Source organism: Nitrospira sp. (assembly GCA_024760545.1).
Lineage (GTDB): Bacteria > Nitrospirota > Nitrospiria > Nitrospirales > Nitrospiraceae > Nitrospira_D.
In genome coordinates, this window is sequence record CP060501.1 from 759,785 (window position 1) to 786,544 (window position 26,760).

At 55.1% G+C, this 26,760-nt stretch carries 26 protein-coding genes; 11 read left to right on the forward strand and 15 right to left on the reverse strand.

Going from position 1 to position 26,760, the window contains the following annotated elements; translation table 11 throughout:
* Positions 1-19: 19 nt before the first annotated feature.
* The 7 genes from H8K03_03660 to gmd all read right to left on the reverse strand — a co-directional run bounded on the left by H8K03_03660 (position 20) and on the right by gmd (position 9,879).
* Positions 20-1,177 (reverse strand): glycosyltransferase, encoded by a 1,158-nt coding sequence (locus tag H8K03_03660; protein ID UVT21024.1) that lies wholly within the window; start codon positions 1,175-1,177, stop codon positions 20-22.
* Positions 1,178-1,332: 155 nt separating this feature from the next.
* On the reverse strand, positions 1,333-2,676 hold the full coding sequence (locus H8K03_03665; GenBank protein ID UVT21025.1) for a hypothetical protein: 1,344 nt from the start codon (positions 2,674-2,676) through the stop codon (positions 1,333-1,335).
* Between the two features lie 25 nt (positions 2,677-2,701).
* Positions 2,702-4,030, reverse strand: a complete 1,329-nt coding sequence (locus H8K03_03670) for an oligosaccharide flippase family protein (protein ID UVT21026.1) — start codon at positions 4,028-4,030, stop codon at positions 2,702-2,704.
* Positions 4,031-4,105: 75 nt separating this feature from the next.
* Positions 4,106-5,587 carry a hypothetical protein gene (locus H8K03_03675; GenBank protein ID UVT21027.1) on the reverse strand — a complete coding sequence of 494 codons (1,482 nt, stop codon included), beginning with the start codon at positions 5,585-5,587 and terminating at the stop codon, positions 4,106-4,108.
* A gap of 852 nt (positions 5,588-6,439) precedes the next feature.
* Positions 6,440-7,540, reverse strand: coding sequence for a UDP-N-acetylglucosamine 2-epimerase (non-hydrolyzing) (wecB, locus tag H8K03_03680; GenBank protein ID UVT21028.1), 1,101 nt, complete (start codon positions 7,538-7,540; stop codon positions 6,440-6,442).
* Positions 7,541-7,887: 347 nt separating this feature from the next.
* Complete coding sequence (locus tag H8K03_03685) at positions 7,888-8,859, reverse strand: GDP-L-fucose synthase (GenBank protein ID UVT22365.1); 972 nt, start codon at positions 8,857-8,859, stop codon at positions 7,888-7,890.
* Between the two features lie 12 nt (positions 8,860-8,871).
* Complete coding sequence (gene gmd, locus H8K03_03690; protein UVT21029.1) at positions 8,872-9,879, reverse strand: GDP-mannose 4,6-dehydratase; 1,008 nt, start codon at positions 9,877-9,879, stop codon at positions 8,872-8,874.
* Positions 9,880-10,087: 208 nt separating this feature from the next.
* Between gmd and H8K03_03695 the strand changes: the two genes are divergently transcribed.
* From H8K03_03695 to gspK, 11 genes are all read left to right on the forward strand, one after another.
* Positions 10,088-10,957 carry a PDZ domain-containing protein gene (locus tag H8K03_03695; protein UVT21030.1) on the forward strand — a complete coding sequence of 290 codons (870 nt, stop codon included), beginning with the start codon at positions 10,088-10,090 and terminating at the stop codon, positions 10,955-10,957.
* Positions 10,958-11,271: 314 nt separating this feature from the next.
* Positions 11,272-12,912 carry a type II secretion system ATPase GspE gene (gene gspE / locus H8K03_03700; GenBank protein ID UVT22366.1) on the forward strand — a complete coding sequence of 547 codons (1,641 nt, stop codon included), beginning with the start codon at positions 11,272-11,274 and terminating at the stop codon, positions 12,910-12,912.
* Between the two features lie 98 nt (positions 12,913-13,010).
* On the forward strand, positions 13,011-14,249 hold the full coding sequence (gene gspF, locus H8K03_03705) for a type II secretion system inner membrane protein GspF (protein UVT21031.1): 1,239 nt from the start codon (positions 13,011-13,013) through the stop codon (positions 14,247-14,249).
* A 74-nt stretch (positions 14,250-14,323) separates the two neighbouring features.
* Positions 14,324-14,845, forward strand: a complete 522-nt coding sequence (gspG, locus tag H8K03_03710; protein UVT22367.1) for a type II secretion system major pseudopilin GspG — start codon at positions 14,324-14,326, stop codon at positions 14,843-14,845.
* A gap of 5 nt (positions 14,846-14,850) precedes the next feature.
* Entirely contained in the window at positions 14,851-15,519 is a 669-nt protein-coding gene (locus tag H8K03_03715) for a prepilin-type N-terminal cleavage/methylation domain-containing protein (protein ID UVT21032.1), read from the forward strand.
* Positions 15,520-15,528: 9 nt separating this feature from the next.
* Entirely contained in the window at positions 15,529-15,966 is a 438-nt protein-coding gene (locus H8K03_03720; GenBank protein ID UVT21033.1) for a prepilin-type N-terminal cleavage/methylation domain-containing protein, read from the forward strand.
* A complete protein-coding gene (locus H8K03_03725; GenBank protein ID UVT21034.1) occupies positions 15,938-16,591 on the forward strand; it encodes a prepilin-type N-terminal cleavage/methylation domain-containing protein in 654 nt (217 codons plus the stop codon). Before H8K03_03720 ends, H8K03_03725 begins: the two co-directional genes overlap by 29 nt.
* Positions 16,567-17,472 (forward strand): type II secretion system protein GspN, encoded by a 906-nt coding sequence (gspN, locus tag H8K03_03730; GenBank protein UVT21035.1) that lies wholly within the window; start codon positions 16,567-16,569, stop codon positions 17,470-17,472. Before H8K03_03725 ends, gspN begins: the two co-directional genes overlap by 25 nt.
* Before the next feature lie 37 nt (positions 17,473-17,509).
* Complete coding sequence (gene pilM / locus H8K03_03735; protein ID UVT21036.1) at positions 17,510-19,093, forward strand: pilus assembly protein PilM; 1,584 nt, start codon at positions 17,510-17,512, stop codon at positions 19,091-19,093.
* Positions 19,094-19,122: 29 nt separating this feature from the next.
* The gene (locus tag H8K03_03740) at positions 19,123-19,638 is read left to right on the forward strand and encodes a type II secretion system protein M (protein ID UVT21037.1); all 516 of its coding nucleotides are present in this window, start codon (positions 19,123-19,125) and stop codon (positions 19,636-19,638) included.
* The gene (gspK, locus tag H8K03_03745; protein ID UVT21038.1) at positions 19,625-20,569 is read left to right on the forward strand and encodes a type II secretion system minor pseudopilin GspK; all 945 of its coding nucleotides are present in this window, start codon (positions 19,625-19,627) and stop codon (positions 20,567-20,569) included. Before H8K03_03740 ends, gspK begins: the two co-directional genes overlap by 14 nt.
* Before the next feature lie 116 nt (positions 20,570-20,685).
* On the opposite strand, the gene H8K03_03750 is transcribed toward gspK, so the two are convergent.
* The 8 genes from H8K03_03750 to H8K03_03785 all read right to left on the reverse strand — a co-directional run bounded on the left by H8K03_03750 (position 20,686) and on the right by H8K03_03785 (position 26,729).
* On the reverse strand, positions 20,686-21,585 hold the full coding sequence (locus H8K03_03750; protein UVT21039.1) for a response regulator: 900 nt from the start codon (positions 21,583-21,585) through the stop codon (positions 20,686-20,688).
* Complete coding sequence (locus H8K03_03755) at positions 21,582-21,941, reverse strand: Hpt domain-containing protein (GenBank protein UVT21040.1); 360 nt, start codon at positions 21,939-21,941, stop codon at positions 21,582-21,584. Before H8K03_03755 ends, H8K03_03750 begins: the two co-directional genes overlap by 4 nt.
* The gene (locus H8K03_03760; protein UVT21041.1) at positions 21,931-23,163 is read right to left on the reverse strand and encodes a SpoIIE family protein phosphatase; all 1,233 of its coding nucleotides are present in this window, start codon (positions 23,161-23,163) and stop codon (positions 21,931-21,933) included. The genes H8K03_03755 and H8K03_03760 overlap by 11 nt, the downstream gene beginning before the upstream one ends.
* 79 nt (positions 23,164-23,242) lie before the next feature.
* Entirely contained in the window at positions 23,243-23,593 is a 351-nt protein-coding gene (locus H8K03_03765) for an STAS domain-containing protein (protein ID UVT21042.1), read from the reverse strand.
* A 48-nt stretch (positions 23,594-23,641) separates the two neighbouring features.
* Complete coding sequence (locus H8K03_03770) at positions 23,642-23,980, reverse strand: STAS domain-containing protein (GenBank protein UVT21043.1); 339 nt, start codon at positions 23,978-23,980, stop codon at positions 23,642-23,644.
* 13 nt (positions 23,981-23,993) lie between these two features.
* Positions 23,994-25,067: a chemotaxis response regulator protein-glutamate methylesterase gene (locus H8K03_03775; protein UVT21044.1), complete on the reverse strand. Its 1,074-nt coding sequence runs from the start codon at positions 25,065-25,067 to the stop codon at positions 23,994-23,996.
* A gap of 75 nt (positions 25,068-25,142) precedes the next feature.
* A complete protein-coding gene (gene cheD, locus H8K03_03780; protein ID UVT21045.1) occupies positions 25,143-25,754 on the reverse strand; it encodes a chemoreceptor glutamine deamidase CheD in 612 nt (203 codons plus the stop codon).
* A gap of 6 nt (positions 25,755-25,760) precedes the next feature.
* Positions 25,761-26,729, reverse strand: a complete 969-nt coding sequence (locus H8K03_03785) for a protein-glutamate O-methyltransferase CheR (GenBank protein ID UVT21046.1) — start codon at positions 26,727-26,729, stop codon at positions 25,761-25,763.
* Positions 26,730-26,760: the final 31 nt, after the last annotated feature.

The following is a 26,760-nucleotide window of genomic DNA, read 5'->3' on the forward strand; positions in this document are numbered from 1 at the left end:
CCTGTCATAAACAAAGTCTCTATCTACTTCGGCCGAAATTACCGCCTCTCAATTTATGAATGCAGTTCGTATAAAGCTCGTACTTTTCTTCCTGGGTCGGCAAGGCTTGCAGAATGCCTTTCCCATGGTTCACGAGAGATTTCCAGAACACCTCATCCTTGCAGACGTCCGCAATCGCACGGGCCGCGTCACGTGCATTCATCGGCTCGAAATAGGAAGCTGCTTCCCTGCAGACTTCTCGTGCAAATGCCAGATCCGTGGTAACAATCGGCATACCCATAGCCATAGCCTCGGGGTAGTTCGCCGAGAACGTTTCCAACACAGACGGCAGAAACAGGATATGAGATGTGCGGTAGACCTCAGGTCCTCGACTGACCGGAACAGGGCCCATATTTACGATCCGATCTTCTACACCCAGCGCAGCGGCCTTTGAGAGAATCCGCTTGAGCCCAAGACTATCTTCCGGCAAGGTTATGGTAAACTCTACATACCGGTTGGGGAGTATTCCTTGAAGTTCTTTTGCCACAGCCGGAATAATCTCCAGGTTCTTGTGTCTATAGTAGGCAGATAGACACAGAACCCTGAGAGGGACTTGAGGCGACGGAATTTTCGCCGTAGCCTCAACGCGTAAGTAATGACTTGCACAATTATTGGGGACGACAACGATTCTGGATTCTGATACCCGCAATCTTCTCACCAAGCCCTCTTTTGCTGTCTCTGATTCCGTGACCCAAGCGTCAGCTTTTCTGAACATCACGGCCTTGTAGAAGATCGCTCCACACAGCCTAGCCGCGTCTATTGGGCTATGGACTGTCCGCCATGCCCATCGATCTCCGTGGGTGACCCAGCCGTCGGCAACGCCACAGAGATGCGGAACCTTGAACTCGACATAGGCCGGACCAAAAAATGTGAATACAAGATCCGGTTGAAGTTCTCTCGCCAGCGTTCGAATTGCTTGTCTGCTTCGACTGCTTCGGGCCGGTGATTCTTCAATCACTGAAACCTGTGGCCCCTCTGGCAAACGACCCGCTTCGCGCAACTCATCGCATACACTCGCGGAAATCATGTAATGCCATTGGATGTCGTCGGCCTTCCTCATGGCAGTCTCGATGAATGACACCGCTGCCTGCAACGCCCCGCCTTTGACCAACGTCGTACAATTAAGCAACACGCGCACGATCCGTTTTCCCTTCGGTTGAGGTATCCCAGGACCACAACGCCTTGAAAGACAAGATGTCAAAAGCGCCAGGGGACCATAACCACATTCCAAGCCTCACCTTGTGAATCGAAACCGCATTCTGCAAAACACCTTCGCTCCTGACGTCGTTTTCCTTAAGTCACTAGAAGTGCGGACGAGTTGCCTACATCGTGGTCGGACGTGCGTTCGTCTCGTGGCTCCAGCTGCAACCTGCACAATGTTGCCCCGCTTAGACCAAACCCCAATGTCATCACTATTGAATTGGCGAACACATCTGCCGTGTTTGACCACAGAAGAAGACAGACCATCCAGACGCAAAAAAACAGAGCACCAGACCCGACAGGCGTACCTCTTTGTGTCCTGCATAAATACCAGGCTCGAACAACTACGGTGAGGTAGGCCAGAACCATAGTCATAGCAACCAGCAGGCCTACTTCTCCGCAAAATCGGATCAGAGAGCTCTCACCCAAACCCTCCATCTTGATCCCTTCGTAGACGAGCGTACCTCCAAAGCTGCGTGAGCCAAAGGTGAAGTACCCAAGTCCTTTCCCATCGACGAGGTGGTCCTCCAGTATCGTCTGAATGGGAAGCCAAAGATTTCCCTCTAATCTGATCGGAATCGCAGTGATAACACTTGCAAAACGGTCATAAACCGCCGTGGCAATGCCCGGTTTAGCGATCCACACACCGGCGAGTCCGGCCGTAATGAGCAGCCCCGGAGCAAGAACTCTTCGAAAAAGAACACCCTGCTGTCTGGAATAAAAGACGGCGATACTGATGGATAACACGAGAAACATGAGAGCCGCCCTCTGGCCCGAAATCAGGATCACGGCCAAGTCGAACAACATCAGAACGTACGGCCAGATAGATCGTCTGATATTCGAAAACCACAGGTAGCACCATTTGAAGAGAACTAAAGTGAAAATGACCTGCCCGAACTTGCCCGTATGAGTAAAAATTGATGTGGGACGAAACATTCCTGGGATCAGAACTCCTTTATCCGTGGTCGCAAAGTCACCGACCCCCAATGCCGTTGTTCCCCACACCGCGTTGATCGGATGGCTCTTGCCAAGAATGACCTGCACGACTGCCATGATCCCGATAAGCAGAATCCACACATTAGCGCACAGAAAGATTCTCTCGTAGCCGTTCGTCACTACCGACACGTACCGAGCCGACACGAGCATGTAGATCAACGGCAGGAACGTTGCTCGCAACCCAACTCCGTAGACCCCTATGTGATTGCCGCTCACGGCATGATTGACTGCCGTTGCAGCGACAAACACGCCGCTCAGTAAGAGGAAGGCAGGCGGTATATTTCTAAGATGCAATCGACCTTGAAAACCGATAGCCACTGCCGTGGTCAGTGCTACGCCATCTCCCATCAGGAAAACGAAATCCGAATGGATCGAATACTTCCTGACGGCCTCCTGCAGAAGCGGCACGTTGAGTACGAACAGTAACCACCAATGGTTCATGTCAGACAGTTGGGAACGTCTTGGGCTATCCTTGGTTAAACTTCAATGACCAGCCGGACCATGCCTTCGCCCCGAGCACATACCGTGAGGACGCGTAGGAGTACCCGACGAGCAACGTCAATTCAGTCACAATTCTGCTGATAATGGCTCCATGCAACCCGTACTGAACGATAAGAATGTAGGCGGAAGAGACACCGATGATGGTTGACACGACTTGGCAATACAATCTGTGTTTTCTGTAGTCCCCTGACATTAAGGCGCTTTCAAAACTGCTGGAAACGAATCGGAGCACGATACACACGGACAGAAGCGAGAGGATTTCACCCGACTCTTTGTATTTCTCGCCAAAAAACAGATTCACAAGCGGCTGCCCCCATAAGTAAGTAGCTCCAGTACATGCAATGCCCAATAGGGTCATGACCGCGCAACCTAATCGGTACACCGACAGGAACTTCTGCCAGTCGCTGTAGAACCACCGATGAATTTTGGGCAAGAGAAACTTCTGATACATCGCCTGAGGCACGAGGAACGCCACCAAGAGAAACGCCGCCGCGACGGAAAATTGACCTGCAGCCGTGGGGCTTACGATACTTCCCAACAACACGATATCAACACGACCATAGAGCATGACCAATGCCGCAGTGCCTGCATACGGCCATGCGAGATTGAATAGCTCCCGATAACTGGGACTCTGGCTTGGCCTTTCACTGCGGTAAGGATTATCCGTCGTATGACCGGACAGCTGCATCTTCGAAGGAGTCAGTGAAAGTAAGCCGATCCCAGAGGCGACAATGAGTGCCAGTGAAATAGCACAATAGCCTTGGGCGACCAGATCGACGCTCGATGCGGCCGAACAATATACGGTCGCTGCGACAATCAAACGACCCAGGTGAGGCAATATTTGCCAGATGGAAAGTGCCAGATATCTTGCCTCTAGTTGCAATTTGGCTGTCAGCAGCTCCACCATCACCTGCATGACAACCATCGCCTGTAACCATCCGATGGTGTTCAATAGACGCGCATCGTCGAAGAGCCAGAGGAGTCCGATCCAGGAAAGTGCTAACACGATCGGTCCCCAGACCATCAGAAACGTCAGCGATCGCCACACCCAAGGAAAGGCCTCCCACCCCTTCTGGCCGAAGATCAGCAGCCAGACACTCGGCATGCCAAATCCGATGGCGGCGGCCATAATGACTCCGACCGAGACTGCGGTGCTGACGATGCCAAACTCCTCGACCGTGAGACTGTGTCCGAGCAGTATTTGAGTGAGAAACGCCAGGAAGCCTGAGCCTGCCAGACTGACGAAGATTGGCAACACAGTCTTGATTCCTGCCTTAATGTCTAATGGAGCCAACTGGGCCCGTCCTTTGCCACAACAATCCGCTCTGCGCACTCCGGTAATAGAGAGGACAGACGACGGCCGTTACCTTCAAAAACTTCGCGGAACAGCGAAGGTTCCTGCGCTATCTGCCGAAGACAGCCGAAGGATGTGATGCGCAATTGCAGAACGCACTTCTCCCAGATTCGAGGGAAGATCTCCTCGCAAGTCTTCCAAATATTGGAGAGCCTCGAGGGCAGAAGGGGTGTATGGTTTAGGAAGCGCTTCGAGGATATCTTCCAAGGTTGTCACGTAGCGAACATCGTCAATTCCTTCTCGAAATCCTTCCCACGCCAACGTATCAATCACACCGTCAACGGTCGGATATGTGAAGTTGTGGTCGCGATAACGGACATGATCGAAATCATTCCAGATGAATCCCATCGAATCCTGATAGGCATATGGCATGGCCCCATCATAGTCGTTTCTCCACAGTTCAAGCCCGTAATTGCGCCTGAATATCTCTGGGTTTTCCGGCCCAGTCTGCGGATTCGCGTACGAGAAGATCTTGTGACCTGCACGATGAAAATTCTCCGCCTGCGATTTCTGCAGCTTACCCGCCATCACAAGCAGGTCCAGCAGATCCCCAACCACTGGAAAGGCTTCTGCATATCCTGCAGTAAACACTTTGACTCCTTCATTCCTGGCCATTTGCCACGCTTTCCTTTGAGCGATAAGCTTTTCCCCTTTGGCTTCATCGATGCCATACAGATAGAGTTTCTCGATTCTCTGCTCACCGGCTATTTCTTTGATGACCTTCAACCGACGTCTCAGCTCAGCGAGTTGCTCGTGGGTCTGAGGATTTCCCGTACCCGTACCAAGATAAAACAGGGTTGCGGAATCCATGCCGGCTTGTTTTCTGACTTCCAATGTCTTGTTCAGCTCTGCCTTGTTCAAACGATGATACACGGTCGGATTCGTGACGCCGTGCGCAAACATATCGTTCAACTCGGCGGCAAATTGTGCTGAGTCTTTTCGTTCCGAGGAGATGCTTGGTGTATCCGAAAGGGTTCCGCGATAGTAGATACTGTATTGTATTTTGGGGAGATGAAGATCGATAGGAAGTACTTGAAGGATGAATTCCAAGCTGCCCAACGAACCTTGGTCATCAGTAAGAGTGATGCCCCCCTTATAGTTTCCTCCTTTGGCATCGGGCGGAATGTGAATCGTGATCCAGAGCTGCTTCGCTTCACCACGATGAATGCTTACTGGCTGAACATCAGCGGTGTCGTGAATTGGGAATTCGGCAACTGAAGCAACAATCCGGCTTCTTAAGGCAGCTGGCTCGCTGATTGACACAAGCCTAGTCCTTGACGAGTACTTCAACCTGAGAAAATTGGTCTTCGACTCCTCGTTTGCCTGAACCAAGCCGTCATCTTTTAGTAGAAGCTCCGGCACCAAAACTTTGGTCCTCCCCATATGAGACAAACCGATGGTATTCCACCCTCCTCCCGCCTGAAACCATACCTTCACGAACCGAAGATCAATGTGGGAACTTGAAATCATCTCGCCATCACTGACGAGATCGCTCATGGAAACCCGCAAATTGTCAATATCACGAGCCATAGGCCGAATAACGAAACTCGCAGGTTCGTATTCACCACGAGAGCCTACAATTTTTATGGTCGTAGACGGCTTTCCTGGCAGAGGAAAAGTTCTCGGGAGAATTTGTTCCCCGCTGATGGGATTCACGACATGCACGAGCAGAGGGCCCAGATTCGACGTCTCAGCATGTCCAGGCAAACTGAAGTAGAACGCTGCACCGCCTCCCAGTAAAAGCACACCTGCTATCTGGGACAGAGCTTTGAAGACACTAGCTGAAATTTGCACGTTCCACCTTTCTGTTGCCCTTGTCACTTATACAGTTCCATAGAAAGCAGTCGTATTCGTCGACTATTTCAGCAGCGTTTTGCTCGTCCATTCGTAAAAGAATGGCATCCCATTTCTCTCCCACCATTCGAGGTCAAAACAGCATACGAGTTTGCTTGGGTCAGTTCGTTCGTTCCACTGATAGCGATTCCGAGCCGATCCGTATTTCACGCAGATCGAGACAAGAGGCGCCCCGGACAGCGGTTTCCTCCAATTTAGTTAGGAAGACTGCTGTGATGATATGAGCTGTACACGCATGTGACAAACTAAAACGGTTTTATAACAGCAAGAGTTGGTCCATACGGAGGACTCAAGATCGCGTGATGAATCAGTAGATTGGGGCAATGATCGGGAACGTAGCCCGGAGCGAATGGAGGTAGGACGATACAGATGCGTTCGAATTGGAACGGACAGGGATGCGGAGCTGTTTTGCACTACGCGTCCGTATTCAATTGACGGACTATCATCAGCTCGGCGTGACTGACCAACGACAGCGCTCCAGAACATGGATGACAGTTACTCATCGCATAACACTCTCTCCAAACACTCGACGATCCGTTCGGCTGTCTTACCGTCCCATTTCGGTGGGATTGCCCCTTTCTTCCACTGTCCGGCCATCAATCGAGCCAGGGCCGGAGCAAGTTTGCTTGGATCGGTCCCGATCAGTTCGTTCGTCCCAATCGTGATGGTTTCAGGCCGCTCGGTGTTGTCACGGAGCGTCAGGCACGGCACCCCGAGTACCGTCGTTTCTTCGGTAATCCCGCCGGAATCGGTAATCACACCTTTGGCGTGCTTTACTAAGTAATTGAATTCCAGGTAGCCGAGCGGGTCGACATAGTGAAGTTGAGGTATCTTGTCGTCAAGATCTCGAAGACTTTTAGCGGTTCGTGGATGGACCGGAAATACCACGGGCAATCCTTTCGTGCCTTCAACAATGGCGCGGAGGAGAGAGACCAATTGATGCTCTCCATCAACATTGGCCGGCCGATGAAGCGTGACGACAAAATACTGTCCAGGTTCGAGGTGGAGCGATTGCCAACAGGTAGGAGGTCGCAACCGCGACAAGTGCTTGAGCAGCGTGTCGATCATGGTATTGCCGACAAAAAAGATTCGCTCATCGATCACGCCGGCACGCCGAAGATTTTCGTTGGCCGTCTCACTTGTCGTAAAAAACCAATTGGTGATGGCGTCGGTCACTACCCGGTTGATTTCTTCCGGCATCGTCCAATCGCCGGACCGAATCCCGCCTTCCACATGGGCCACCGGCACGCCAAGTTTTCGCGCCGCGATCGAGCAAGCCATGGTGGACGTCACGTCGCCGACCACGAGACAGAGGTCGCTCTTTTCCTTGAGTAGAACCTTCTCGTACGCGACCATGATACCGGCCGTTTGTTCGGCTTGAGTGCCAGAACCCACTTCTAAATTGATATCCGGTTTGGGAATTCCGAGTTCTTCGAAGAAACTGCCAGACATGGCACGATCATAATGCTGGCCTGTATGGATCAATCGATACCGCAGAGGACCACCTCGCTCCGCAGCCTCTTGTAGCGCGTCGATGATCGGCGCGATCTTCATAAAATTGGGGCGCGCTCCGGCAATGATATCGATATGCTTCACCCAACACCTCAACGACGCGAGTAGATCCCTCGCATCAGACTGGATCGTCGCCTACTCAAAGCATCCTTCAATGACTCGAGCTTCTGACAAGCCGCTGACCAGTGATGCGATCAAGGCGCTGCCCCGACTCATACAAATTTAGTTAGGAAGACGATTGTGATGGTATTGGGTCTAAGCGTACCTGGCAAACCAAAACCGTTTTTATGACAGCAAGACTCGGTCCACGGATAACAATCTGAATGGTATGACGAATCAATGAATTAAGAGATTAAGATGACAAGTCTTCCCGCATGAATGGATGAAACACCGTACAGACGCGTTCCAATTGGAACGGACAGAGAGAATATCTAGAAGTGCACTTCGCGGATCGATTCGCGGTTGGTTCGAAACCATTGGACGGTTTTCTTTAGCCCTTCGCGCAGGTTATGTCGCGATTGAAACCCGAAGAGCTGCTTGGCCCGGCTCACGTCAAGACATCTCCTGGGCTGGCCGTTCGGTTTCGAGGCATCCCACAGAATCTGACCGGTAAATCCCACCTCGGAGGCAATCAACCTAGCCAGATCGCGAATGGCAACCTCTTCTCCGGTTCCCAAATTGATGGGCAGATCGCCCTGATACTCTTCCGCAGCAAGAAGAATCCCCTCGGCCGCATCCTCAACGTACAAAAACTCTCGCGTGGGCGACCCATCTCCCCAGAGGGTAATCGACGCGTGCCCTGCATCTTTTGCCGTCGCACATTTCCGTACGAGCGCCGGAATGACGTGAGAGGTCTCCAGATCGAAGTTGTCACGCGGTCCATACAGATTGACGGGAAACAGCACGATCGAATTAAACCCATATTGTTGACGATACGCCTGCGACTGGACCAGCATCATCTTCTTTGCCAGCCCATATGGGGCATTGGTTTCTTCGGGATACCCAGTCCAGATATCATCCTCCCTGAATGGGATCGGCGCGAACTTGGGATAGGCGCAAATCGTCCCGAGTGCGACAAACTTCTTGAGCCCCCGTTGACGGCCTACCTCGATCAGCTGCGTGCCCATCATCAGATTATCGTAAAAGAACCGTCCCGGATTGGCTTGGTTTGCGCCGATTCCGCCCACACGAGCCGCCAGATGGATCACCATATCGGGCTTCGCGTCGCTGTACAGTTGCCGTACGGCATCCATCTGCACCAGATCGTAGTCCTTGCTACGCGGGACAACGACTTGCCGACAGCCTTTCACCCGCAGCTGCTCGACGACGAACGAACCGAGAAACCCGGCACCACCCGTCACCACGACACACTGATCTTCCCAAAATGAAGTTCCGGTGGTCAGAGCACACCCCCTCTAGGTTCGCTTTCTCGTCCCATCCAACTTTTCTTTTTCCGCTGCCAAATCCGCATCGACCATCATGGCGATTAACTCTTCGAACCGTACCTTGGGCTGCCAACCGAGTTGTTTTTTCGCCTTAGTCGCGTCCCCGATGAGCAGATCGACTTCGGTCGGTCGATAATATTTCTCATCGATCTTCACATGTTTCTTCCAGTCCAATTGGAGCCGGTCAAAGGCCAGCTCCAACATTTCCTTGACCGTATGGGTTTCACCCGTTGCGATGACATAGTCTTCAGGCTGTGGAGCTTGGAGCATCATCCACATGGCTTCGACATAGTCGCCGGCGTACCCCCAGTCGCGCTTCGCATCGAGGTTTCCCAGGAACAAATCGTGTTGGGTCCCAAGCTTGATGCGCGCCGCCGCTTTGGTGATTTTCCTCGTGACGAAGGTTTCACCCCGTCGCGGCGATTCATGATTGAACAGAATTCCATTGCATGCAAACAGATCGTACGCCTCCCGATAGTTCACTGTAATCCAATAAGAATAGACCTTCGCCGCCCCATACGGGCTCCTGGGATAGAAGGGAGTCGTTTCCTTCTGCGGGACCTCCAGCACCTTGCCGAACATTTCGCTGGACGACGCTTGATAAAATTTTGGTTTGAGCCCCGATTCGCGGATGGCCTCGAGAAGCCGAATCGTGCCGAGCCCCGTGATCTCTCCGGTGTACTCGGGAATATCGAAGCTCACACGGACGTGACTCTGCGCTCCGAGATTATAGATTTCATCGGGTTGGACGGTGCGCAAGATCCGATTCAGCGAACTGGCGTCGTTCAGGTCTCCGTAAATCAAGTGGAGGCGCCGGTGAGGTACATGCGGATCTTCATAAATCGGATCGATGCGGCCCGTGTTAAAGGAGCTGGAGCGGCGGATGATGCCGTACACTTCATAGTCTCTGCCGAGTAGAAACTCCGACAGATAGGATCCATCTTGGCCCGTAATCCCCGTGATCAATGCTTTTTTCACGTGTGAGGTCCCCCTGAGCCTTGAATGAGGAAGGGATTATTGCGTGCTTCCATCCGTTTGTCTACTCTACATGCGAAAGGATCGTTAACAAAAGATTCTTGCGACCACCGATACCGACCAGGTACGATGCAGAACAAGTAGCGAGAAAGGCAACACCTTGGCCGCATTACCTCCGCAACACGCGCGTCGCGTCGGAATGTTTTTCTGTATGGTTGTGTGCGGTCTGCTCATCGCGCACTCAATCAATGCCTTCGTTGCCGAGGCACTATATGTGATCCCCGAGCATCCGTCTGGCTCCGGCAGCGGTGGATTTCCAGGCTCTCCGTTGCTGGCATCCTATTCACCGACTCAGGCGGTGGACGATGTGCAGGCCAGCGGTCTGTTCGTACTCCCTCCAACACCTCAGAACGGACAAACGAATGCGACGAATTCTGATAGACGCGGTCTCTCCGGGACTCCGGTTCGCGCGTCCCTCGGATTGGCGGCAAGGATTCGCTTGATCGGTATCGTGTTCGGCGATCAGCGCGGCATCTTTGCAATCGTTGAGGAGCTGTCGTCCAAACAACAATCATTATATCGCCTCCATGATTCAATTCTCGATATGGGAGAAGTGAGCGAGATTCGTCGAAACGGACTCCTGGTCCGTCAAGGCAATGTCGAGGAGTTGTTGGAACTGGCGGTAACCGACAACCCGACCGCACCGGCCGGTTCTTCCGGCACGGTTCCTACTGCCGCCCAGGCACCGACACCCGGCGCTCCTCTGCGAAAAATCGTCGACCGCCGTGAAGTGGAACAAGCCATGAATGATCTGCCGAAACTCTTGTCGCAGGCCAGAGCCGCCCCATTCATGGTGAACGGGACTATAAACGGATTCCGCCTGGACTACGTCGCTCCGGCCAGCTTCTATGAAAAAATCGGGGTTCAGGCGGGGGACGTGCTGCAACGGGTCAATGGCGTCGATATCCGTGATCCCAGCACCATGTTGAGCTTACTGCAGCAACTCAAGAATGAGCAGATCGTCAAGCTCGACGTGGTTCGAAATAATCAACGCTCCACGATCACGTACGAGCTTCGCTGAGACCATCGTTCCTGCTTCGTGTGTGTATTGTCCTTGACCCTCGCTCCTAACGGTTCTGGGCTACGGCCACTTTCAGCCCGCATTCTCAGTGATCGACAACTCCACAAGGCAGCGCTTAACTTTACGTTAAGAATGCACGGTGTCCTTGCCAGGCCGTTGGAAGGGAGAGTATCTTTACCAATTGAGGGAAAGGCCAGGCGAAATTGTCTGAAACACTGCACAACGATCAACCCAGTCCGGGCTCCGGCCGACCACGGCTGGGACGCATTCTCGAAGAAAAGTTCAATTTATTGGAGTCGAAACTCGAGGAGGCACTGGCCTATCAACAGGACAAGGGTGGCCGATTGGGAGAAGTCCTCCTGCATCTGCGCTCACTGCGGGAGGAACAACTCTTGGAAGCACTCGCGCAGCAATTTGAGATGGCCTGGATGCCTCAGCTGGATACCACTTCTGTCGACCATGAACTGATCAAAAGAGTCCCGATCGCCTTTTGCCGGCGATACCGCGTCTTGCCGCTCCGATCTGAAGACGGGGCCATCTTGACCGCCTCGACTGACCCCCTGGAAACCGTCGCGCTGGATGACCTTCGACTGCTGCTGGGCAAACCGATTAAGCCGGTTTTGACGACGAGCGTCGTCCTCCTTGCCTGTTTAAACCGGGCCTATGACGAGATCGCCAACCCGGCCGGCGCCGAGCAAGTCATGGAAGATATCGCCGCCAGCAAGAGCCTCGACCAGCTGGCGCACGAACTTGATGAGCCGCAAGACTTGCTGGACTCGACCGATGAGGCCCCGATCATCCGGTTGGTCAACTCGGTGTTGTTTCAGGCCGTTCGGCAACGAGCGAGCGACATCCATTTCGAATCGTTCGAACGCGGACTGGTGGTCAGGTATCGCATCGACGGTGTGCTGTATCCGGTTCTTACACCACCCAAGCATTTGCAAGCCAGCATTATCGCGCGCCTGAAAATCATGGCCGGCCTCAACATCGCCGAAAAGCGCTTGCCGCAGGACGGCCGGTTCGCCATTCGCACTGCCGGGAAGGACATCGACCTCCGGGTCTCCGTGCTGCCTACCTCGCACGGCGAGCGGGTCGTCTTGCGATTACTGGAGAAGGAAAACCGCCTCTTGAACCTGTCGGAGATGGGCTTCTCGAAGGAACGTCTCGCGGTAATTCATCAGCTGATCCAACTCGCTCACGGGATCATTCTCGTCACCGGCCCCACGGGGAGCGGCAAGACCACCACCCTGTATGCCGCCCTGAGCCACATCAATGCCCCGGACAAGAACATCATCACGGTCGAAGATCCGGTGGAATACCAGCTACTCGGCGTCGGGCAAATGCAGGTGAACCCCAAGATCAATTTGTCGTTCGCGGCCGGACTGCGGTCCATCCTCCGGCAAGATCCTGATGTCATCATGATCGGCGAAATTCGCGACCGCGAAACGGCGGAGATCGCCATCCACGCATCGTTGACCGGACATCTGGTGTTCTCCACTCTGCATACAAACGACGCCGCGAGCGCGGCCACTCGGCTGATCGATATGGGGATCGAGCCTTTTCTGGTCGCGTCATCGGTCGTCGCCGTCCTGGCTCAACGACTGCTCAGAAAGATTTGCCCGGACTGCAAACACCCCTATACACCGAGCGAGGAAGAATTGAGCCGGCTCGACCTTGCGCCTGGTTCAAACATCACCCTCTATCGAGGAGTCGGATGCGCCGCCTGTTCTCAGACCGGCTATCGTGGGCGCACCGGCATCTTCGAGCTCATGGTGCTCGACGACGAAATCAGACGCCTCATCGGAAGCAAGGCTGACTCGACGGCCATCAAGCACGCGGCGATCGCCAAAGGGGTCGTGACGCTGAAGCAAGAAGGCGCTGAACGTGTCATCCAAGGCCACACCACGATGGAGGAATTCATGAGGATCACTCAACAAGAGATTGAAGTCGACTAAATGCCGCACCGAGTCTCCGACCCCCTCCCTCGGCCATTTCCAGATTGGACTGTCGGACCGCCTTCAGTGGCGTGTGACGCCTCCGGAGCCTGCTGACCATGCCCGTCTATCAATACCACGGGTACCGCAACGACGGCGGGACCGCAGCCGGAATCATCGATGCGGAGAACGTCAAGGTTGCGCGGCTGAAGCTGAGAAAAGAAGGCGTCTATCCGACGGACGTCGTCGAGCAGAGCCAGTCCACGGTTCGGTCACCGGACAAACCCCGTGCCACCACCGGGCGCACGATCGGACGGTCGTCCGTCCTGACGGCCAACGACCTGTCCTTGCTGACCAGGCAGTTTGCGACGCTCTTAGTGGCCGGGCTCCCACTCGTCGACGCCCTCGGCGTGCTCGTGGATCAAGCGGAGAAGAAATCCATCAAAGCACTCCTCGCGGACATCCGCGAGCAAATTCGCGGAGGAAAAGCCTTGAGCGCGGTCCTTGAATCCTATGACAAGGATTTTTCCGCCATCTATGTCCACATGGTACGAGCCGGCGAGGCCAGCGGCGCGCTCGATCAGATTTTATTCAGGCTTGCGGAGTTTTTGGAGAAACAACTGGCCTTGAAGAACAAAGTCACCAACGCCATCCTCTATCCTGTGCTCATGCTCATCGTCGGAATGTCGGTTCTGTTTTTCTTGGTGACCTTCGTCGTCCCGAAGATCACGGCGGTCTTTGTCAGCATGAAACAGGCGCTTCCCTGGCCGACGGTCGCCCTGATGTCGGCGAGCGGATTCCTCGCCGACTATTGGATGGTGCTGCTGACCCTGGTGGGTGCAAGCCTGTATATGACCCGGCGATTTATCCGGACCGGGCCAGGCCGAATGGTCGCAGACCGTATAATACTGAGACTCCCCTTAGTCGGAGATGTCGCGCGCATGGTATCGATTTCCAGGCTCACGAGTACGCTGGCGACGATGCTGGCGAGCGGCGTTCAATTGCTCGATGCGCTGGATGTCTCTAAACGAGTCATGAACAATCGGGTACTTGAAGCCACAGTGGAAGGGGCCCGGCAGAATATCCGCGAGGGTGAGACCATCGCGGACCCCTTGAAGCGAAGTGGAGAATTTCCCGCGCTCGTCACCCACATGATCGCCGTCGGTGAGAAAAGCGGTGAGATGGAAGAAATGTTGCGTCGTGTCAGTCAAATTTACGACGGCGAAGTCGAGCGAGTCATCACGCGGTTGACCTCGCTGATGGAACCGATCATGATTCTGGTCATGGGCGTCATAGTGTTTTTTATTGTCGTCGCGATTCTGTTGCCCATCTTTGAGATGGGTCAGATGATCCACTAAGATGGGCGATCTGCAACACGGTAGAGGGAGAGCTGGAACGAGACAAAGGGGGACTGACGATGACTGATTCGGCAATGCAGAGCCGGGACACCACACCTGTCGGCGAAGAAAACCGACTGCTTCGCGTATTCGTCTACCTGGCCCGGCGGACTTCAAGGAACTCCGCCGGTTTTACGTTCATTGAAATCATGGTGGTCGTGGCCATCTTGGCCATTCTTGCCGCCTTGGTGGTTCCGCGCATTATGGGCAGAACGGATGACGCCAAACGAACCGCGGCAAAGGTGCAGATTCGAAATATCGAGGGTGCGCTCCAGCTCTACAAGTTGGATAACGGCGTCTACCCCACGACCGAACAGGGCCTCAAGGCGCTGATCGAAAAACCGTCGGTCGGGGTTGTGCCCAAGAAGTGGAAGATCGGAGGGTACCTGCCGAAACTCCCGGAAGATCCGTGGGGCAATCCCTACAAGTATCTCAGCCCGGTCCAACGGGGAGATCAAAAGATCGACTATGAAGTCACCTCCTTGGGAACAGACGGCGAAGTCGGCGGTGAAGGTGTGAACGCCGACATCACCAATTGGAATCTGGACAAAGAATAGGCTCAATGCTCAGGCGCGATGCACCATCGAATCGAAAGCGGCAGGTTCGAGGACTCAGTTGCGCCTCACGCCCTACGCGTCGCCCATTACGTTCTTCCGGCGGCTTCACTCTCCTTGAAATGCTGATTGCCCTGTTTCTCCTGGCCGGAGTCGTCGTCATCGTTCTCCCTCGGATCAGTCTCGACGAAGATTTACGTTCCACTGGAAGAAAACTGGTCGGGATCCTACGAACCTTACAAGGTATGGCCATTACGAGTCAGACGCCCATCAAGCTCTACCTCGATCTGGATCAGGGGAAATACTGGATGATGACCGTGGAAGGAAAGGAAGAGCGCATCCCGCTTGATCCGGGTTGGAAAACACCCCGTACACTCCCTGAATCGATCCGCTTTACGGAGGTCTCCATCGGACAAGACAAGCGCTTCTCCGGAAGAGTCGCGGTGACGTTTTTTACCAGCGGGCGTATTGAACCGGTCACCATGTATCTGATGGACGGCAAGAGCAATCTCTTGGCATTGGCAGTCGATTCTTTGACCGGGGGAATTCGAGTCAGCGACGAACGACTCGATCCTCCACCCAACCGGATCATCCCCGACCGCGTAAAACTTCTATTGAAAGCCAGTGCGCAAGCCGGTGTCGGAGGGGCGCCGAGGGGGATATTACCCAATCAGTGACACGTCGCAATGGGACGGAATGTACACCACCCCAATTTCGATGAACGCGGTTTCACGTTGCTCGAAGTGCTGCTGGCAATCGCCTTATTGGCGATCGCACTTCCGATTCTCCTCGGCCTCAGAAATTTCGACCTGGATCTTCAGGGTCGAGCGACCGAACTGACTGCCGCGACCCTCTTGGCCCAAGAGAAATTAGTGGAAACTGAACTCTCTGGACAATATTCCATAGGAGAGACTGTCGGGGATTTTCCGAACCTCCCGCTCGGAGCCCAGACCACAACCCAAGCGGTCCCCAGGGCCGTCGGTTACAAATGGAAGCGTACCATCGCGCCGACCCCGCTGGAGTTGATTCGAGAGATTCGCATCAAGGTGTTTTGGCCGCGTGGCGAGCTTGAAGAAAGTGTGGAGGTGAGTACCTATGTCTTTGCCGGGCGTCTCACCTTCTAAACAGCAAAGTGGTTTTACGCTTGTCGAGGTCTTGGTTGCCATTGCCCTGCTGGGCCTCATTGGCGCCATGGTCTTTGGATCACTCATCACGACAACGCGAACCATCGATGCCGGAAGAGATCATGCGGCAAGGGAAGAAACCGTCAGAAAGCTGTTGCGCCTTATGGCAGAGGAAATCTCACTCAGTAAGCGCAATCTCGCATACCCGTGGGTCGGGATGAACGGGACATGGGAAGGGTATCCGGCCGATACACTCGCGTTCCTCGCGATGAGTCAGGAGTTGAGTACCTCAACCGCCAAAGAGACCGATCCCACAAATATGATGAGCAAGGAGAGCGAAACCGTTCGAGTCGTGTACACGCGGGAACGCGACCGGCTGATCCGCTTCGTCCGCAAAAACGTCTACACATTGACCGACACCAACGAATCGTTGGATCAGATGGAGTTGGCGGATCGTGTGCAAGCCTTCAACGTCCGGTACTACGACGACCAGAACAGGCTCTGGCTCGATGAATGGCCGACGGCCAGCAAAATGCCCAAGGCCGTACTGCTTGAAGTAACGTTTCAGGATCCCGATACCGAGCCTTGGACGGTGCGGGAATGGGTGGCGATCGGAACACCATGACCTTTAAATGGACTGACGCATGGAGAGAGATCCTGGCGTGGACCGTGGGCGGAGTCTGCATCTTGGCTGTGTGCGTGATGGCCACCTTTCCGTATGGAATGCTCCAGGCCAGGTTGGTTGCGGAGCTCAAGCGAGCCACCGGTATGGATGTCCGAGTGGCCGATTGGACCCTGGGATTGCCGCTGAGCCTGGAATGGAGGAACGTCACTCTATCGAAGCAGAACTTGGCTCCCTTCCAGATGGCCGTTCTGCAAGCCAAGCTCGGAATCATGAAGGCCTTGAGCGGCGCGCTCGGACTCGACCTAGTCGTGCAGTTGGATGAGAACTCATCGCATACCAGTCTTGCCAAGGGCACGCTCACGGCCTCGTCGTTTTCGTTCTCCGGCCCCGTCACGGCAAAGGGTCAGTTTCAGCAGGTGGATCTCTCCAAAGTCGTCCGCCGCTATGTCACTCACGGCACGCTCAACGGAGATTTCTCTCATCGGGTCGACTCCGGCTTGGGAGCCGGAACCAGGATGAAGGGCGAAGGGACATGGACCGCGGACGCAACGGACCTGGTCATCGACCAGATTCCACTCGGCAACGGCCGAACCTTGTCGCTGACGTTCAGCAAAGTCTCGGCAGGGCTGGCGTGCCGGGACCTCCTCTGCGAAGTCACCCAGTTGAAGGGCGAGGGAATCGACGGCTCGTTCTCGGGCGAAGGGAACATCACCCTTCAGCAGCCGATGCCGAACAGCCAATTGCACCTCACGGTGACGGTAATCCCAGGCCCCGGCTTTGTGGCGAAAGCCGGGACACTCGGCCTCCCCTCACCGCCTCCTGGAACCCCCATGACCGTGAAGATCGTCGGAACCTTGGCACAGGCGAGGATTGCATTGTAAAGTAGGATCCTTGTAGGACTATTCATCCGAGACTGTTATGTCAATCGTGAACGAATGTGTGGGGCTGGATATCGGGCAAACGGGCTTGAAAGCCGTCCGTTTCCGCCGCCGTCTGAGCGGACGCGAAACCGTCGACTACTTTCAACACCCCATGCCGTTTTCCCGTCCGGAAGATCTTGAACCGGCTCGACGCGTGCAGTCGCTGCGGGGATTCCTCTGGAAGAATGGACTCTATGCCACAGATCGATTGGTCACCGCGATTCCCTGCCAGGACCTCTTCGTCAGAACGCTCTCGTTTCCCTTCAAGGATTCAGCCAAGCTAGCCCAAGTCGTGCCCTTTGAAGTCGAGAATCTTGTGCCCATGCCGCTCGAAGATCTCGCGGTCGGAAGCCTGGTCTTACCGCCTGGACAGCTGGTTGAAGGGGCTTCCCGCGAGTCCAAGGGCTCGGAGGTTCTGGTCACGGCAGCGCCAAGAGACAAGGTCGACGAGCATCTCAAGTTTTTGGCCCAAGCCGATGTGGAACCGTCGGCAATCAATGTCGATGCCATGGCGCTCTTTTCCGTCACTCAATTTCTGCAGGAAGAAGGAGCCGCCGTCCCGCAAGATTTGGCCATCATCGACGTCGGAGCTTCGAAAACCACCCTCTGTCTGGTGCAGGGGGGACGTCCCGTCATGCTCCGGACGATTCTCTGGGGCGGTAACCATGTGACGCACGCCCTGGCTGTCCGGCACGCCTGCAGCTTCGCCGACGCGGAACGTCACAAGCGCACGATGGCCGTGGATCAAGTACACGGCATGTTGGAGCCTATCCTGAGAGAGCTTCGGATCACATTACAGGGCTATCAAGGAAACGACCGTAGTCGCTTGACTCACTGCTGGGTATGCGGAGGAGGGTCGAAGCTCCAGGACATCGGAGGTTACATCTCTCGTCAATTAGGACTCTATCCGGTAGGGCCGCGCCAAGGATTTGGCGCCGATACTCCGAGAGCATTTTCCATCGCATTCGGTTTGGCCATTCACCCGAAAATCATCCGACCCCGCTGGCGGTTCAAATCGTCTCCGCTAGGGCTCGCGCTTGATCTGAAAGGGGTCTCGGAAGCGGGTTCACCGGACTCCGCCATGACCAAACGAGACCGCCGGTTGGCGACGGCCGCCGGCTTGGTGATCGCCGTCTTTGCTCTCGTGGATTTCTCGATTCACTTCATGCTGCAGGATCAACGAGTGACCAGGCTGAAAACCGCCCTGCACAGCCAATATGAGCAACTCTTCGGACCAGGCGCCGCCTCCGGAGAAGAACTTGATCAAGCACAATACCGACTCGGAGTCCTCGACAAGTCACTCGGCCTTGTCGATGCTACGAACGGGAAGGCCTTGCTCACGCTCTCGACATTCGTGAAACAACTGCCGCCGGGAACGATGGTCAAGGTCCGCGAGCTGACCGTCGATGGCGCGGTTATTATCCTGGAGGGAGAGGCCACGTCTTTTGACGCGGTGGAACGCATCAAACAAACCTTCATATCGAGCCCGCGGCTGACGGACGTGTCGGTGACGGAAACGCGAGTGGGCGCGACTTCCAATCAAGTTGTGTTTCGCATGACGGTGACGGTGCAGCAACCATGATACAGAGCTTCCGGGAACGATGGCATCATATGTCACAGCGCGAGCGCGTCATCATGCTGACCGGCGGAATCGTGCTCGGACTCAGCCTGCTCTTTGTGCTGATTGTGGATCCCCTGCTGGACAAGCTCGATCGCCTCGAACGCCAGGCGGTGCGGAAACAGAAAGACCTCGCCGAGCTGACTGTGCTCGGCCAAACCTATCTTGCCAAACGAGACCGCTTGACCAAGGTCGAAAGTCGCATGCCCGGAGCCGACAGCCATTTCTCTCTCCTCACGTTTATGGAAGAAGCGGCGACCACCGCGCACGTGCGCGAGCGAATTGCCGGCATGCAGCCGCAAGTACAGTCGCTGGCGCAAGGGTATGAAGAAACAGCCGTCGATCTCCGGTTGGAAGGCGTTCAACTTCCGGAGTTACTGGCGTTACTGGTCGCCATCGATCAAGCTCCATACGACCTTCATGTTCGCCACCTGCAAATTCGCCCGAAATTCGATAATCCCGTCAATATCGACGCAACCATTCGTGTCTTGAGCTATGCCAAGAGCTGATGAACGGGGCGTCGCGCTTCTACTGGCGCTGCTGATACTGACCCTGCTGACAGCGCTCATCCTTGAATTTGACGCGGAAGCTCGCCGTGAGTACAGAGCTGCCGCCACCTTTCGCGACGACTATAAGGCCAGCATGCTGACGCGGGCCGCCGTGCAGGCAGCGCGGGCGGTGCTGCAGCAGGATCTCATGCGCGAAAAGATGACCGGTCAAAAATACGACGGCCCCACCGATATTTGGGCCATGCCGATCAAGAATTATGCGATCGGAGACGGATTCCTGACCGCGCAAATCCAAGACGAGATGGGGAAATTGAACCTGAACGACCTCGCGTCAAGTTCGGGAAGCGAGGTGGAGCAGAAAAAGAAGGTCCTCCGGGTCAAACGATTATTCGAACTGCTCAGGGTCAACCCGAACCTGGTCGATGCGCTCATCGATTGGGTCGACCAGGATGAAGTGCCCCAACCGACCGGCGCGGAGAGCCTGTACTACCAATCGCTGAGGCCGCCTTACCGATCCGCCAACAGTCCGCTGCCGGGCCTAGGAGATCTGCGGCTCATCAAGGGATTTACTCCGGACATTATCGAGCGAATCTCTCCATATGTCACCGTGTACCCGTTGGAGGGTGGCGCAGCGGTGAATCTCAACACGGCTGATCCCATCGTCATCCAAACGCTCGACCCGAGCATCAGCCAGACCGTCGCGATTGAAATCGTGCAGGGACGCCCCTACAAAACCAAGGTTGAACTCGACCGGATCGGAAACTTTCAAGAAATCGGTCGAGCGTTGAGGAACGACTACGATGTGAGGTCGGACTATTTCTCCGCGCGCCTCACCATCACCATCAACGAAACAACCAAGAGTTCCCTTGCAATCTTGAGGCGAGACGCCGGTAAAGGCGAGAGCACCGTGGAGTACTTGCGGGTGCTTTAGTGATACAGACTGAGTTTCAGGTTGCGTGTTTCTGGTTTCGCGAGGCGAGTGTTTCTCTTTTGGGTTCCCGTTTCTTGTTGGCGCAATACCACAAACTCGAAACATGAAACGGGAGTCTACTCAAGCGGCACCGTAATCATCGCCTCATTCCCCCGTTCGTTGTATGTCAAGCAAGGAAAGAACGATCGGGCCAAAAAGATCCCTCGCCCGTTCGCGCCTACGGACTCACAACCGTCCTGGGATCGCGTGAGCAGACTCCGCCACTTGAAGCCCTTTCCCTCATCGGTGATGCGGTACACCAAGTTGTTGGCACTCTTGTCGTGAAGCACATGAATGACCACCCGGCGGTCTCGGAGCCGAGATTGGGCGAGGCGGTTGGCGAGGAGTTGCTCATAGTGGCCGTTAATCAGAGCTTCCCGCTTCTCCTGATAAAAGATCTCGAGATTCCCATGTTCGATCGCGTTGAAGAGCAACTCCTGAAGGGTTCCCCGAAGATGGAGCCGTTGTATCGGAGGCAAGGTCGAGGCCGTCGTCTTGATCAACCAGGAAATGACCCCCGGAATGTGTGTGGGGTCGGAATCGACCGTCAGTCGATATTCCGACAGGCAAAGTCCAGGCAGCTCCGCCAGGTCTCCAGGCAGTAGATCCTGAGCACGCTGCAGCGCGCGGGCCAGTTCTTCCTCGACGATGGGCTTGTGGAGATAGTCGGCAGCCCCGACGCGAAGCGCCTCGACAATGATGGGTTCCGGCGCATCTCTCGCCATCACGATGACCGGACAGAGCTCATGCCGGGCCCTGATCTCTTTGACCAGTCTGAGACCGGCTGCTTCCGGAAGAAACGCGTCGGTGATAACAATGTCCGGCGAAGCCAGATCGATCGCAGTCAGAGCGGTCGCCGGATCAGACGCGGCGACGACCGAAAATCCTCTCCCCTCCAGATGTCGGACGATACGTGCCTGCGTTTCTCGACATGGATCGATGATCAAGAGCTGGTTGCGAGCATCGAGCATGCTCATGCGGCGATTCCCTCGTCGAGTACCCGGCGGAGCGCCGCCAGAAGGCGAAGAAGTTCGCGTTCCAACGCGTCGTAGTGTTCTCCGGCTTGCGTTAAATTTCCGGCTTTCGCCGCTTCTTCCAGGTCTTTGCAGGCGTGAAGGGCAGCCGGAGCGCAGAACTGGAGAATCGCTCCCTTCAAGCGGTGACTGGATCGCGCCAACCCTACGGCATTCTGGCCGCTCAGCGCCGCCTGAGCTTCGCCCAAGTCCTTCGGGCCATGCTCGACAAACAATTCCACCATCATCTGAAAGATCTCTCGATCGTGATCCACGCGGGCGAGGGCCTCGTCGAGGTTGAAGACGGGGTCAAGAGTCATGAAAGGTCTCTCTCAATTCGGAGATTTCGAGACCCATCAACGCCACATCATCGGGAAATTGTTCGTGCCCCAGCCACCCGATCGCCGTCTCGATGGTCCCCGAGACGACCTCTTCCAGAGGGCGATCGCCGAATGAACGAATCGTCTTCTCCAGACGATCTTGCCCCCACAGTTCGCCGCTCGACGACGGCACTTCATAGAGACCGTCACTCAGAAGGTACAGGCGATCACCCGGCTCAACAGGGACCTTTTCTGTGAGGTAGGTCATCGACCCATCGAAGCCAAGCGGAAAATTTGGTCGAGCCATCCGACAGATTTCACCCGACCGGCGGTGAAGAAGCGCCCCATTGTGTCCGGCTGTCGAATAAGAGAGTGTGCGAGAGCGGGTATCGAGTCTGGCAAAGATGATCGTAAAGTAGTTTCCATCCTCCGTCAGAGGAAACTGTTTATTTGCTTCTGTCAGGATGGCGCCCGGATCGTTCGATCCGACGGCATGCAGCAGGCTGTCCCTCCGCAAAAAGGTCGAAAACGACGCGGAGCGCAGAGCCGGAGAGACACCGTGCCCGGACGCATCGAGCAAATACAGCCCCAGCACGTCTTCGCTCCACGGGACGACATTGAAGAGATCACCCCCCAACGCAAGCGACGGTCGATAGGCATGCACCATGCGAACACCGTGCAAGAGCGTCCCCGCAACGGGAAGGAGTGATTCGACATAGCGTGCGGCAGACTGGAGTTCCCGTTCGATGGCCTCCTGTTTTCGCTGGATTTCTTCCGTCACATGCTCCAGCCTTCTGATCAACGTCGCCGCGCGCATCCCGGCCTGGACTCGAGCGGTAATTTCATACTTGCTTGCGGCCTTGCTGAGAAAGTCATCCGCACCGCGGGCCAGCCCTTCAGCGATTTGCTCGGGCTGATCATGACTCGTCATCATGAGAATCTGGCTCGTCAGGAGTTCCGGATCTTGACGAACCAGTTCGCAGAAGGACGGGCCATCCATTTCCGGCATCATCCAGTCCAAGATGGTCAGATCCGGCCGCTCGCGTCGAAGCATATCGAGTCCGGCCTTTCCATCGCCGGCTTCGATCACACGATAACCGAGCCGTTTGAGCCGAGCCGCCAATGCGATGCGCGCAACAGGCTCGTCGTCCACAACCAGAACGGTTTGCTCTTTCCCACCTTCTGAATGGCGGAGCATAGTCACGGGTAATGGAGTCGGCATTGGGTGATGCTCTAATGAGAGAGACGTTGCGCGTCAGGAGGAACGGCCACGCGTGCCGTCAGACAATTCCACGAGCGATCTAGGCTGCGCGTTGGTGTCCGGCCAATGCGTCTTGCTCGTTGTCGTAGACAGGAATCAACTTCTGAATATTCGCCAGGCTCATGATCTCCCGCACATAGCTTTGAGGCTTCAACATACTCACTTTCGCCTGACTCAACTTGAAGTTCTGCGAGACGAGGGCCAATAATCCGAGGCCGGAGCTGTCCACGAATCGGACCTCGGCCATGTTCAAGATCAAATGCCGACAGCCTTTTTGCCGGATGGTTTCCACGGCCGTCTTGAATTGTTCGCGATTGGCATAGGTGAGATCGCCCGTCATCTCGAGAATGACACCGTTCGGCACGGGGCGCTCTTTCGTCTGCATCGACATGGGATCCTCCTTCATTCGGATGAGTCCGGACCAGGTTACTTGTTTCGATCAAGCGGCGCGAGCATCAACCGCAGCCTGCTCGCTGGGAAATACTGCGATCATCCGGTCTATATTCGCCATCTCCAAAATCTGCTTCACCGTACCTTGCGGGTCCACGAGGCTGATGCTTCGGTTGTCCGCCGTGAGCTGCTGAGACGTCAACGCCAGGAGACCCACTGCGGCACTATCCATGTAGGTCACCTCGTGCAGATTGACGATGAGATGCCTGCCTCCGGACTCCCTGAAATGCGTCACCGCAGAGGAGAAATCCTTGCGATTACGGTACGTGAAGACGTCGTCGATGTCTATCAATGTCGCGTTGTGTGTGATCCGTTGAGTGATCGCCATAGCGACTCCGGGGTCAACCGCGGCTCACGTGGGTAAGGATGGCGCCGGCAATGTCATCCAGCGGTAGAACCTTGTCGACGGCGCCCGCTTTGATCGCCTCTTTCGGCATACCGAATACGACGCAACTCGCTTCATCTTGTGCAATCGTAAACGCGCCGGCCTGCTTCATCGTCAACATTTCCTTGGCGCCGTCGCCTCCCATTCCGGTCAAGATCACCCCAATCGCGTTGGCGCCGGCATAGCGCGCTACCGATGCAAACATCACATCGACCGACGGGCGATGACGATTGACCGGTGGCTCTTGGTTGATGCGCGCCGTGTACCGGGCCCCGCTCCTGACCAACGTCATGTGATAATTTCCTGGGGCGATCAACGCATGTCCAGGCAATACACTGTCTCCATCTTGAGCTTCCTTTACGGAGATCCGGCAGAGGCTGTTTAACCGATCAGCCCATGTCTTCGTAAAGCGTTCCGGCATGTGCTGCGTGATCAGGATGGGGGGTGTATGAGGCGGAAGCATTTCCAACACTTGCTTCACCGCCTCTGTTCCGCCGGTCGATGAGCCGATGGCAATGATGGTGTCGGTCGTCTTGATCATCGCGGAAGAAGAATTATATACCGTCTCTCGCCATTCACTTCTTGTCGCAGATCCTTCCGCTCCTCGATTCGGCGTTGAAGCCCGGATGCGGGCTACCGCGGCCGCTTTAACCTTGGCGATCAGATCTTGCGCGAGCTCCTCCATGCCTTCTCGAAGGTCGATCTTGGGCTTCGTAATGAAATCCACGGCGCCGAGCTCCAGTGCACGCAACGTCGTTTGACAGCCGGCTTCCGTCAGAGAGCTGACCATCACCACCGGCATCGGATGCCCACGCATCAACTTCTCCAAGAACGTCAGGCCGTCCATTTTTGGCATTTCTACATCGAGCGTCAGCACGTCAGGACTCAAGGCCTTAATCTTTTCTCGCGCGATATAGGGGTCAGGCGCGGCCCCGATCACTTCAATTTCCGGATCCTTCGATAAGAGAGTCGCCAGGACTTGCCGAATCAGCGCTGAATCGTCGATCGTCAAGACGCGAATCTTCTTCATCCGTACCTCGTGATTCGTGAAGCATCTCGCTCCATCCCTGCAAGCGACGGGATCTAAACCATGCCTCACGATCGATCAGAACAGTGTCACGTCCTCCGCCGGCTGTTGCTCACGTTGCTGGATGCGTGTGGCGTATTCATTTTCGCGTTCGAAGATCGTTCGATTTTTGATCCGCTCGAGTTTTTTCAAGAGCACACGCCCCGATTCGGTGAAGTAATACACCTTTCTTGGGAAGACATCCCCCAAATCGGTTTTCAACACGGTCAGACCTTCGCTCTTCAGGTACTGAATCACCCATTTCGCGTTCTTGTCTCCCACGTCGATGTGTCCGTCGTAAATTCTCCCCGCCCCAAACAGTTTGATCTCCAAGCGACTTTTGATCCCGCCGCGTTTGAGGATTTCATTGATGAGAGACTCCATGGCAAAGGAGCCATAACGAGTCGATTCCCCCCAAGAGTCATGGGCATTCTCTTTCGGTTCCGGGAGCATGAAATGGTTCATCCCGCCCACTCTGACGATCGGATCCCGGATACACGCTGAGATGCATGAGCCGAGCACGGTATAGACGACCATCGGTTCACGGCTGACAAAGAATTCTCCAGGAAGAATCGATGCGATTTCGTGAGGGAAGCGCCTGTCACGCATCCGTCGGATATGGGAAAATTGATCGGCTTCAGGCTGTGACATGCGCGGTCATCGCTCTCTTTGATAAATTGTCGGCTCCAAGGCTTTGAAGGCATGCTTGACCCATTGAAGGCTTTCAGAGTGTCCAATGAACAAATATCCGCCCGGTTTCAGGTACCGGTAAAATTTATTGACGAGTGTTTCTTGGGTCGGACGGTCGAAATAGATCATGACGTTTCGACAGAAAATCAAATCCAGCGGGTTCTTGATGGGGAAATCATCATCCATCAAATTGAGTCGCCGAAAGCGGATCATGGAAGCCAAGTGCGGCTTGACCTTATAGCAACCCTTGCTCTCGCCGCACCCGCGAAGAAAATGCCGCCTCAGCATGGTCGGAGGCACGTCTCGAAATCGGTCTTCGTCGTAAACACCCGCTGATGCCTTGGCCAGAACGCGTGTCGACAGGTCGGACGCCAGAATCTTGAAATCCCATTCCAGCGGGTTATGAACGCCCTCAAAGAGCGTCATCGCGATCGTGTAAGGTTCTTCCCCGGTCGAGCAGGCAGACGACCAAATACGGATACGTTTCTGCGGCATCAACTCCGGCAGAATGACGTCACGGAGAAAGTCAAAGTGTTTGGGCTCGCGGAAGAAATCGGTCTTGTTGGTTGAAATTAAATCCAGCATCCGAGTGAACTCTTCCTGCGTCGGATCCACCGTCACCTTGTCGTAATACTGCGAAAAGGTCTCGAGCCCGAGCTCCCGCAGGCGTTTAGCTAACCTGGACTCCAGCAAACTTTGCTTTTGCTCGTTGAGCGAGATTCCGCTCTCGTCATAAATAAGTGTCCGGAAATGTTCAAATTCCTTGGCTGTGATTTTGTAATCCACTTGGTATGCCCCTGACTGGACCTGAAATTCAGGCTGATGAGCTGTTACGCAACCAGCCTCCGCAGCCTCGCATTGGCTGGCCCCGGCTGCCCCGTCGAATCGTATCTCGCAGCCGGCGTGATGTCCCGCGCTCCACTGAACATTGGACATCCGGCCTGCCGTAACCCAATCACTTCATCAT

Bases quoted from the DNA above. Each gene is read 5' to 3' on its own strand.
- H8K03_03665 (UVT21025.1), bottom strand. From the start codon at position 2,676: ATGAACCATTGGTGGTTACTGTTCGTACTCAACGTGCCGCTTCTGCAG.
- H8K03_03675 (UVT21027.1), bottom strand. From the start codon at position 5,587: ATGAGCGATCTCGTCAGTGATGGCGAGATGATTTCAAGTTCCCACATT.
- H8K03_03695 (UVT21030.1), top strand. From the start codon at position 10,088: ATGGTTGTGTGCGGTCTGCTCATCGCGCACTCAATCAATGCCTTCGTT.
- gspF (UVT21031.1), top strand. From the start codon at position 13,011: ATGCCCGTCTATCAATACCACGGGTACCGCAACGACGGCGGGACCGCA.
- gspG (UVT22367.1), top strand. From the start codon at position 14,324: ATGCAGAGCCGGGACACCACACCTGTCGGCGAAGAAAACCGACTGCTT.
- H8K03_03715 (UVT21032.1), top strand. From the start codon at position 14,851: ATGCTCAGGCGCGATGCACCATCGAATCGAAAGCGGCAGGTTCGAGGA.
- H8K03_03720 (UVT21033.1), top strand. From the start codon at position 15,529: ATGGGACGGAATGTACACCACCCCAATTTCGATGAACGCGGTTTCACG.
- H8K03_03725 (UVT21034.1), top strand. From the start codon at position 15,938: ATGTCTTTGCCGGGCGTCTCACCTTCTAAACAGCAAAGTGGTTTTACG.
- gspN (UVT21035.1), top strand. From the start codon at position 16,567: ATGGGTGGCGATCGGAACACCATGACCTTTAAATGGACTGACGCATGG.
- pilM (UVT21036.1), top strand. From the start codon at position 17,510: ATGTCAATCGTGAACGAATGTGTGGGGCTGGATATCGGGCAAACGGGC.
- H8K03_03740 (UVT21037.1), top strand. From the start codon at position 19,123: ATGTCACAGCGCGAGCGCGTCATCATGCTGACCGGCGGAATCGTGCTC.
- gspK (UVT21038.1), top strand. From the start codon at position 19,625: ATGCCAAGAGCTGATGAACGGGGCGTCGCGCTTCTACTGGCGCTGCTG.
- H8K03_03750 (UVT21039.1), bottom strand. From the start codon at position 21,585: ATGAGCATGCTCGATGCTCGCAACCAGCTCTTGATCATCGATCCATGT.
- H8K03_03755 (UVT21040.1), bottom strand. From the start codon at position 21,941: ATGACTCTTGACCCCGTCTTCAACCTCGACGAGGCCCTCGCCCGCGTG.
- H8K03_03760 (UVT21041.1), bottom strand. From the start codon at position 23,163: ATGCCGACTCCATTACCCGTGACTATGCTCCGCCATTCAGAAGGTGGG.
- H8K03_03765 (UVT21042.1), bottom strand. From the start codon at position 23,593: ATGTCGATGCAGACGAAAGAGCGCCCCGTGCCGAACGGTGTCATTCTC.
- H8K03_03770 (UVT21043.1), bottom strand. From the start codon at position 23,980: ATGGCGATCACTCAACGGATCACACACAACGCGACATTGATAGACATC.
- H8K03_03775 (UVT21044.1), bottom strand. From the start codon at position 25,067: ATGAAGAAGATTCGCGTCTTGACGATCGACGATTCAGCGCTGATTCGG.
- cheD (UVT21045.1), bottom strand. From the start codon at position 25,754: ATGTCACAGCCTGAAGCCGATCAATTTTCCCATATCCGACGGATGCGT.
- H8K03_03785 (UVT21046.1), bottom strand. From the start codon at position 26,729: ATGTCCAATGTTCAGTGGAGCGCGGGACATCACGCCGGCTGCGAGATA.